The following is an 8,040-nucleotide window of genomic DNA, read 5'->3' as shown; positions in this document are numbered from 1 at the left end:
ATTACCAAGGTGCAGTGGGCTCTTTAGAAGCATTAGCATCATTCGCAGAGCATACAGGTAAATGCTGGATAGCGAGTAAAAACCAACTGCGACGACAAGTTCATTAATCTTGCTTCACCCCCCACAAATTAAAAACGTAATTAGCATTCGCTAATGGTTTCCATGCCCAAGATTCATTAATTATCTAAAAATTAGCATTACCTTTTAGTTTTAGAGGCTTGAAAAGAATATTCGTTAATCCCCCAGATGATTTGAGTCATCATATTTAGGCCTGTTTGATATTTTAAAATATATGGCTGTCCAGCATAAGTATTTTGTTTGATATTTTAAAATATATGGCTGTCCAGCATAAGTACATGAGCCATCATATTTAGGTCTGTTTCATATTTTAAAATGTATGGCTGTCCATAAACTTATTTTATAAACTTATTTTTAAAATGTATGGCTGTCCAGCATAAGTAATAAGCAAACCGATACAAGTACTGACAATTATAGTGCGGGCATTCCTGTGCAAAATATCTGGTTATTAATGCTTTACGCATCTGACTTTAGGTATTTAGCAAATGAATATGCTGGCAGCGAGTCGATCGATGAAGATGTCGCTAATTTGGTTACAGATGTACTTTGCAGTCAAGTTGAAGAAAGGTTAAAGCGTAATTTAACTTATGGTTATAAACACTCAACGAGAGAGCTTAATCGTGTTCGTGGAAGAATAAATACTTTAGAAACTTACTCAAAACAATTATTACAAAGAGGTAAAGTCAGCTGTACTTTTGAGGAGCTTTCTGTGGATACGCCGCGTAATAGATATATTTGCGCAGCGTTAAATAAAATGACCCACTTGGTATCAAAAAAAGCATTACAATTGAAGTGTCATAAATTATATCAAGAAATGCTTCAACTTGGTGTTTCGCCACTATTCTCTGTTAATTATCAACCAAAAAATGATCGGTTTAGTCGACATGAGACCACCGATAGAAGCGTTTTAGTAACTGCAGAACTGGCGTTTAATTTGGCTTTGATTAATGAAGCTGGTGGCAATAACTCATATCCATCCCCTGACAAACAAGCTCATTGGGTGCGATCTTTATTTGAAAAAGCAGTAGGCGGCTTTTATAAATTGAAATTAAATGAAGATTGGCAAGTTAAATCCGGTAAAAAGTTGAAGTGGCAAATTAATGAAAAAACTAGTCAAATAGATGCATTGATGCCATCGATGCAACTTGATACTTTATTAGAGAACCAGTCACAAGGTAAGCGTATTGTTATCGATACCAAGTACACTGCGATAACTACTCATCGCCAATATGGTGGTGAAAGTTTCAAAAGCAATTATATCTACCAGCTTTATACCTATTTACGTTCGCAAGAAACGAGTGATGATCCATTGTCATCAAGCACAACGGGTATGCTGTTACATCCATCTGTTGGGGTACAATACAATACAATGAACAAGTGACCATACAAGGCCATAAGTTTCGGTTTTGTATGGTAGATTTAAGTCAGTCACCTCTGAGTATTAAAGAGCAATTATTAGAGTTAATTAGTTGAATGAAAAAGTAACCTACAATCTAATAAAAGAAACAGAATTAACAGCTTCTCATAAGAAGCAGTGCCAACCACTGACCCCATCAAGATTGACGAGTTATAATTATTCTTCTATTTCTATGAAATCGTTTTACGCGATAAAAGCAGTTTTTATAACGCAACATTGAGGATCACAAGTACTGATATTGAGCGAACAGTATTGTTGGAGCTTAACTTTAAAGTTTTTGATAAACAACGTTACTTGCTCAAAAAGTTAAGCTTATCAAGGTTTTATTAGGTAGCGTCAGCCTTTAGTTGAACCAGTCTTTTTTCAAGATCTTTTTGTAATATTTTTAAACGATAAGGAGTTATTGCCTTCCATTGTTGGCATTCCTTTCGCGTTCTAGCACAGCCTAAACACCAACCTTTGGGACTAGAAAAGTCACAAGCATCAATGCAGGGGCTTTTGTTCTTTTTCATTTATCGGTTCTCATTTTTGTTCACTTGTATGCAAAGGTCGCTTATCAAAGCTCACTTAGCACTTCGTCTATGCTAGTTGCTAATAGGCGAAGGCGGTTAAATTCTTCAAATAGACGTTGCTCTAAGTTTTTGAAATTAAGCGGTAGTGTACGCTGACAAATACCATAGTTACTTTTCAGCATATTATAACCTTTCCAACTTTTGATCTGGTCATTTTCTAGAGCCAAAAATTTTTCAATAAATTCAGACTGAGAAGGGCAGTCTTCTTCAACATGCATGCATATTGGAAATGTTTTTTGTTTAATTTGCGGCCCTTCAATAAAAGTTTCAAAGTGGATCCCGCCTTGATTTTGATTAAACCAGTTTGCTTTATAAACTTGCATGTAGTTGCCTCGGTTATAGATTTCCCAATCATCATCAAACCAACTGGCTTGCTGTAGCATTTTTTCTAAATTACGGAATACGCTCTTTACATCTTTCATATATTCATCTCATTAATACCAATCACGCTAATTAACTGATCTATTTTACTTGTTAAAATAACTTATTTCTTCGTTGTAATTTTCGTGAATAGAACAACTATTAAAGAATTAACATCTTACCGTTAATTCTCCGATAGACTATTGACGAAGTTAATCGACGAAAAGCTCAAATTACACTTTGAACTCAGTCATTTTTCCTATGTAAAATTTAGATCACTTATTTGACGTAATTAGTATGATCCTTAGGTTAACTTAGGTGGCAACGTTCGCTCGCACCACTAAGACATTGTTTTAAGCTTTTTTACTCCAAACAAGATACAGAACAAACAAGCCACCTAGTGCTGCTGTCACGATACCGACAGGCAACTCTTGTGGTGCCAAAATTGTACGGCTTATCAAATCACCAATCAATAAAATGACGGCTCCCCAGAGCGCAACTAAAGGAAGTGAGCGTTTATGGGTAACACCTGAAAAAGGACGAACAAGGTGGGGTACCATCAATCCAATAAAACCAACAACCCCGGTTAGTGAAACAATCGCTGCGGTACAAAATGCGCAACAAAGAAATATCTCACTTTGTAAACGATGAACATTAACTCCCAATGAGCGGGTAGTTTGTTCACTGACCAATAAAGTATCAAGTTGACGGTAGCGTTTACTTATCAGCACAACAAGACAAAAAACGCCAGCTGCAGCAAAGATAAGGTTATCCCAACGGGCAAGCCCTAAACCTCCCATGGTCCAGAATAAAATAGAACTTGCAGCTCGTTGATCGCCTGAATAAATAAGAAAACTGGTAATGGCACCAAATAAAAATGAAATGGCTAAGCCACATAAAATAAGGTTGTTATTGCCTTGTTTTTTTTGCATTGAAAAAAGCACCATCACCGCAGTCGCTGATACTAACCCACCTGTGAACGCGGCAATAGGCAAAGACCAAACACCAAGCGCATCCCCTAACTGAGTAATAATAAGGACTGCACCTGCAGAAGCCCCAGAGGATAAGCCAAACAAAAAAGGATCGGCCAAGTCATTTTTGGTGGAGGTTTGCAGTAATGCGCCTACCATGGCCAGTCCTGCACCAGCAATAATGGCTAACAATGCTCTAGGCAGCCTAAAGTCTATTAATATGCGACTGCTCATTTCCATTTGATCATCATTAAAAGCGCTTAATCCGGTTAGCACTTGTTTTAACGATAAAGAAGTCGATCCAAATTGTAGGCTGAAAATAAAAGCACTTAACATGGCGATAATACCGACGATCCAAGCAACTTGATATTTGTTTAGTATCATAGCGTTAGAAACGATTTTACGCTTACTGGGCAGTGAAGGCATTGGCTAACTTCTCTATTGCTTGTATATTGGCTGGGCCTGGTGTTAGTTGTTCATATCGTAGTTTTACATAACGAGAAGACTTCACTGCATTGGTATGTTTCATTAGTGGATGCTGTTCTAAAAATTGTTGAAGAGAATCCGCACCATTAGCTGTTTGATAATCAAGCAGGATAATGACATCAGGGTTTTCACGTGCAACATTTTCCCATGATGTGACGCCCCAACTTGTTTCCATGTTAGCTGTGACATTTTCTCCACCCGCTGCTTCTATCATGGCATTCGTCATTGAATACTTACCGGCAGTGAATGGCTTGTCTTCACCTGAATCATAGAGAAAAATCCTTGGTGGAGGCGTTGCATTACCGGCGATATTTCGTTGCTCCGTTACTTTCTGTACTCTTGATTTCCAATCTTTTATTAATGATTCGGCCTTTGATTGTTTATTAAAAATAACACCTAATTTTTCGATATCATCGTAAAGCAAAGCCATTGTTGCGCCTTGCTTATTGCTTTGTGTATGAATACAACTCTCTGATAACACTAGGGTATTAATACCGTATGGTTTCAGTGTTTGTGGTGTTACTTCTCCACCGACTTTCATACCATAGTTCCAACCAGCAAAGAAAAAGTCCGGTTCTGCGGAAACCAGTATCTCTAAGGTAGGGTATTTAGGTGCTAGTTCAGGAATATCACCTAACGTTTCTTTGAATGATTGAGACATCTTATACCAGCCAGTGATCCCAGTAACGCCAATCATGCTTTTTTGAAGGTCGAGAGCAAATGCCATTTCACTCAAATTGATATCGTGAACCACTGCGCGACTAGGTGCTTTATCAAAGGTAAGTGGGCTACCACAGTTATCGACTGTGACGGGATATTGGGTTTCTGCGGCATTAACAAAAGAAAATGGTAAAAGGAGTAGCGTAGGAATTAAAAAAAACTTCATGAGGTGGATCCTGTTAACGGTAAATGATTATAAGGTGATGCGTCAAAATGATGCAGCTTCAAAATGATGAATAGTGTTATGCATTTTAGGATGGCTAAATGGAATAACGCGCAGTCCAAAAACAGGCGTAATAAAATCATCTTGCATTAGGGTGTCGGGCGGTGCAAAAGCCACCATTTTTTGTTGTGACATCAGCAAAACATTGTCAGCGAAAGGCGTAACTAAAGGTAAGTCGTGCAACACAACGACAGAGGCAATTCCACGTTGCTTAACCAGTTTTAATAGCTCAAGACGAGCCAGTGGATCAAGGTGATTGGTTGGTTCATCTAAAAGTAATAATTTAGGCTCTTGGGAAAATGCTCGGGCAATACTTGCTCGTTGTTGTTCGCCACCTGAAAGCTCACCAAAATATTGATGTGTTTTATGTGACAAGTTAACATCTTCAATGGCTTGTTTTACTGCTCTTTCATGTTCTTGTTGGCTACACCAAAAGGTGTGTGGTACACGCCCTAAAAATACATATTCTTTGACGGTCATACGTGGATCAACCTGTTCATGTTGAGCAACCATTGCCACTGTTTTTGCTAGTTTTTCTATTGGTAATTGCTGTGCTGTACAGTCTAATATTTTAAAGTGGCCAGATACTGTTTTATATTCACCGGTAATTGCTTTCAATAAACTGGATTTTCCACTGCCATTTGGGCCAATAATAGCAACACATTCCCCTTCAAAAACTTCAAAGGTGATGTCTGATACCGCTCGCCAATGAGCAGAGGCATTTGCACACAGCGCTTGTACTGACAAGATAGGTTTATTTGTTTTTTTCATTTGCAGAATTAAAGCTATAACATGTAATTTAATGTTATGTTATAACATACTTATTGCTGTTGTATATAACTAATACTGGGTTGAAATAGAAAAGGGTGAGGTGTTTGAATTATTTTAGTGTCTACAGGGGGCACTAGGCCAGTGTAAAATGATGAAAATGACTTTTAGAATTAAAGCTGGATGTGAAGCTTTACCCCCAAATCCGTTTATCTGGAGGTAATTATCAGTGTGAAATGATCGATATTTTAACACTCGAACGTTGTTATCGCGTTACGGCTTAATTTTCTAAATGAGGTTCTTTATAAAGTACTTCACATCGCGTTTTTTATGCCTAATTCAATAAACTCTTGAAGGTAAGGAACGCTTTGGTCTTCTTTTCTGATTGCTGCATACAGTGTTTTATAAATCCCTTTTTTACCGAGGCGTATTTTTTTGATTTTATAGAGCTTGCTGTAACTATCCGCTAACCACTCTGGTAAAACACAGATACCGCGTTGATGCTCTACCATTTGTAACATTATGGAAAGTGACTCTATTTTCTTATGTACTTTTACAGCAATATTATTGGGCCATAAAAACTGTTTAAAAACATCTAAACGTTCTTTTTCTATTGGGAAAGTAAACAGAGTCTGATCAGCTAGGTCTGAGGCTTTGATATGTTGGTTATCAACTAATGAATGGGATTCGCTGACTAACAGCACTTGTTCATACTCAAAGAGCGGATAATACTGTAACTCTTTATGCTTAAAAATATCTGGAGTGATTAAGATATCAATCTGTTGATTCAATAAATTACTGATCCCAAAAAACTGCAGCTTATTAATAATATCAATATCAATATTGACTTGTGCATCTAAAAAATCCGCCACCACTTGCGTTAACCATTCTTGACACGGGTAACATTCCACACCAATTCGTAAAGAGCCTTCTAAGCCTTCTCCCATGGCTTTCAGTGTCATTTCTGTTTGTTCTAGAGTCGGCATTGTTTGCTTGGCAACTTTCAATAGTAATTCGCCAGCCGGCGTTAAACGTAAGCGACGGCCATAGCGTTGCCACAGTTTGATATTCAATCGTTTTTCCAAACTACGGATTTGATGTGATAGAGCAGATTGTGTCAGACAGAGCGAATCAGCTGCCAAGGTTAAGGTCTCTTTCTCATGCAATGCAATCATTATTTTAAGATGCGACAGCTCAATCATTATGAATATTTCTCATAGTTAAGTGGGTTTTTATCATTATTTTTCATGGTTTATTTTAAATATAATACTTTCCAACTTCAATAAGAAGTGCACTTAATGTATCAAAAATAACTGGATTAATTATGACTCAATGCAATCAGTATCAGCTTTGCGAGTATAGCTAATACATTAATGCAATGGACATAAAAACAATAAGAAACGTAATTAATTCGATATTTATTATAAATAGGAACTTAGATGAGTATTAATAGCTATTTTACATTTACCGTTAAGAGTACATCTCTTGATGAGAATTATCAGCCTGCTGAAGGAACACGTATCACCACCAACTTTGCTAACTTGGCAAGGGGAGAGCATCGTCAAGCAAACTTACGAAATGCACTAAATATGATTGAACAGCGCTTTAATGGCTTAGCACATTGGGATAACGCTGAAGGAAATCGTTATTCGCTTGAACTTGAAATTATCTCAGTTGATATCAACGTTGAGACCAATAGTGACACTTTTCCATCAATAGAAGTCTTAAAAACAACGATTGTTGATCATAAAACCAATCAGTGTATTGAAGGTATTGTCGGTAATAATTTCTCTTCTTATGTTCGAGACTATGATTTTAGTATTTTACTATTGAAGCATAATAAAAGCAGAAGCGAATTTAGTATCCCAAATAACTTCGGTGAACTGCACGGCAAGATCTTTAAGTCTTTTGTCAATTCAGATACTTACCAACAAAATTTTAAAAAGTTACCGGTTATCTGCTTAAGTGTAGCTAATACTAAGACTTACGTTCGTACGGGTAATCAGCATCCTGTATTAGGGGTTGAATACCAAGCCAATGAAAGTTCGTTAACAGAGCAGTATTTTAAAAAGATGGGATTACAGGTGCGCTATTTCATGCCGCCCAACAGTGTTGCTCCTTTGGCATTTTACTTCTTTGGTGACCTGCTTAATGACTACACCAATCTTGAGCTGATTAGCACCATTAGCACTATGGAAACCTTCCAAAAAATTTATCGACCTGAAATCTATAATGCCAATAGCATGGCAGGTGACGCGTATCAGCCTGATTTAAATAGCTCAGATTTCGCATTAACACCGATTATCTATGACAGAGAAGAGCGTAGCCAACTAGCAAATGAGCAAGGCAAATTTACTGAAGAGCATTTTATTAAACCATATCAACGTTTACTTGAAGAATGGGCGTGTAGTTACGCTTAATTAGTAGATTTTCGAGTTAATTTTA

At 37.2% G+C, this 8,040-nt stretch carries 8 protein-coding genes; 2 read left to right on the top strand and 6 right to left on the bottom strand.

Annotation, left to right across the window (positions count from 1 at the left end):
* Positions 1-508: 508 nt before the first annotated feature.
* Positions 509-1,459, top strand: a complete 951-nt coding sequence (locus V6256_RS11090; protein ID WP_341598278.1) for a 5-methylcytosine restriction system specificity protein McrC — start codon at positions 509-511, stop codon at positions 1,457-1,459.
* A gap of 362 nt (positions 1,460-1,821) precedes the next feature.
* Here V6256_RS11090 and V6256_RS11085 read toward each other — a convergent pair whose 3' ends face one another.
* The 6 genes from V6256_RS11085 to V6256_RS11060 form a co-directional block, all read right to left on the bottom strand.
* A complete protein-coding gene (locus tag V6256_RS11085; RefSeq protein WP_341598277.1) occupies positions 1,822-2,007 on the bottom strand; it encodes a DUF1289 domain-containing protein in 186 nt (61 codons plus the stop codon).
* A gap of 44 nt (positions 2,008-2,051) precedes the next feature.
* Complete coding sequence (locus V6256_RS11080; protein WP_341598276.1) at positions 2,052-2,489, bottom strand: hypothetical protein; 438 nt, start codon at positions 2,487-2,489, stop codon at positions 2,052-2,054.
* A 291-nt stretch (positions 2,490-2,780) separates the two neighbouring features.
* Positions 2,781-3,824, bottom strand: a complete 1,044-nt coding sequence (locus V6256_RS11075) for a FecCD family ABC transporter permease (protein ID WP_341598275.1) — start codon at positions 3,822-3,824, stop codon at positions 2,781-2,783.
* Positions 3,805-4,770: an ABC transporter substrate-binding protein gene (locus tag V6256_RS11070; protein ID WP_341598274.1), complete on the bottom strand. Its 966-nt coding sequence runs from the start codon at positions 4,768-4,770 to the stop codon at positions 3,805-3,807. Before V6256_RS11070 ends, V6256_RS11075 begins: the two co-directional genes overlap by 20 nt.
* 42 nt (positions 4,771-4,812) lie before the next feature.
* Positions 4,813-5,598: an ABC transporter ATP-binding protein gene (locus V6256_RS11065; protein ID WP_341598273.1), complete on the bottom strand. Its 786-nt coding sequence runs from the start codon at positions 5,596-5,598 to the stop codon at positions 4,813-4,815.
* A gap of 311 nt (positions 5,599-5,909) precedes the next feature.
* A complete protein-coding gene (locus V6256_RS11060) occupies positions 5,910-6,797 on the bottom strand; it encodes a LysR family transcriptional regulator (protein ID WP_341598272.1) in 888 nt (295 codons plus the stop codon).
* 243 nt (positions 6,798-7,040) lie between these two features.
* On the opposite strand from V6256_RS11060, the gene V6256_RS11055 reads away from it, so the two are divergent.
* Positions 7,041-8,015, top strand: a complete 975-nt coding sequence (locus V6256_RS11055; RefSeq protein WP_341598279.1) for a DUF1852 domain-containing protein — start codon at positions 7,041-7,043, stop codon at positions 8,013-8,015.
* The last annotated feature ends 25 nt before the right edge of the window (positions 8,016-8,040 follow it).

The sequence above is a fragment of the Psychromonas aquatilis genome (assembly GCF_038155185.1).
Taxonomy (GTDB): Bacteria; Pseudomonadota; Gammaproteobacteria; order Enterobacterales; family Psychromonadaceae; genus Psychromonas; species Psychromonas aquatilis.
Note: the sequence above shows the minus strand (reverse complement) of the source record. Positions and strands in the feature narration are given on the sequence as shown.

Bases quoted from the DNA above. Each gene is read 5' to 3' on its own strand.
- V6256_RS11085 (WP_341598277.1), bottom strand. From the start codon at position 2,007: ATGAAAAAGAACAAAAGCCCCTGCATTGATGCTTGTGACTTTTCTAGT.
- V6256_RS11080 (WP_341598276.1), bottom strand. From the start codon at position 2,489: ATGAAAGATGTAAAGAGCGTATTCCGTAATTTAGAAAAAATGCTACAG.
- V6256_RS11075 (WP_341598275.1), bottom strand. From the start codon at position 3,824: ATGCCTTCACTGCCCAGTAAGCGTAAAATCGTTTCTAACGCTATGATA.
- V6256_RS11070 (WP_341598274.1), bottom strand. From the start codon at position 4,770: ATGAAGTTTTTTTTAATTCCTACGCTACTCCTTTTACCATTTTCTTTT.
- V6256_RS11065 (WP_341598273.1), bottom strand. From the start codon at position 5,598: ATGAAAAAAACAAATAAACCTATCTTGTCAGTACAAGCGCTGTGTGCA.
- V6256_RS11060 (WP_341598272.1), bottom strand. From the start codon at position 6,797: ATGATTGAGCTGTCGCATCTTAAAATAATGATTGCATTGCATGAGAAA.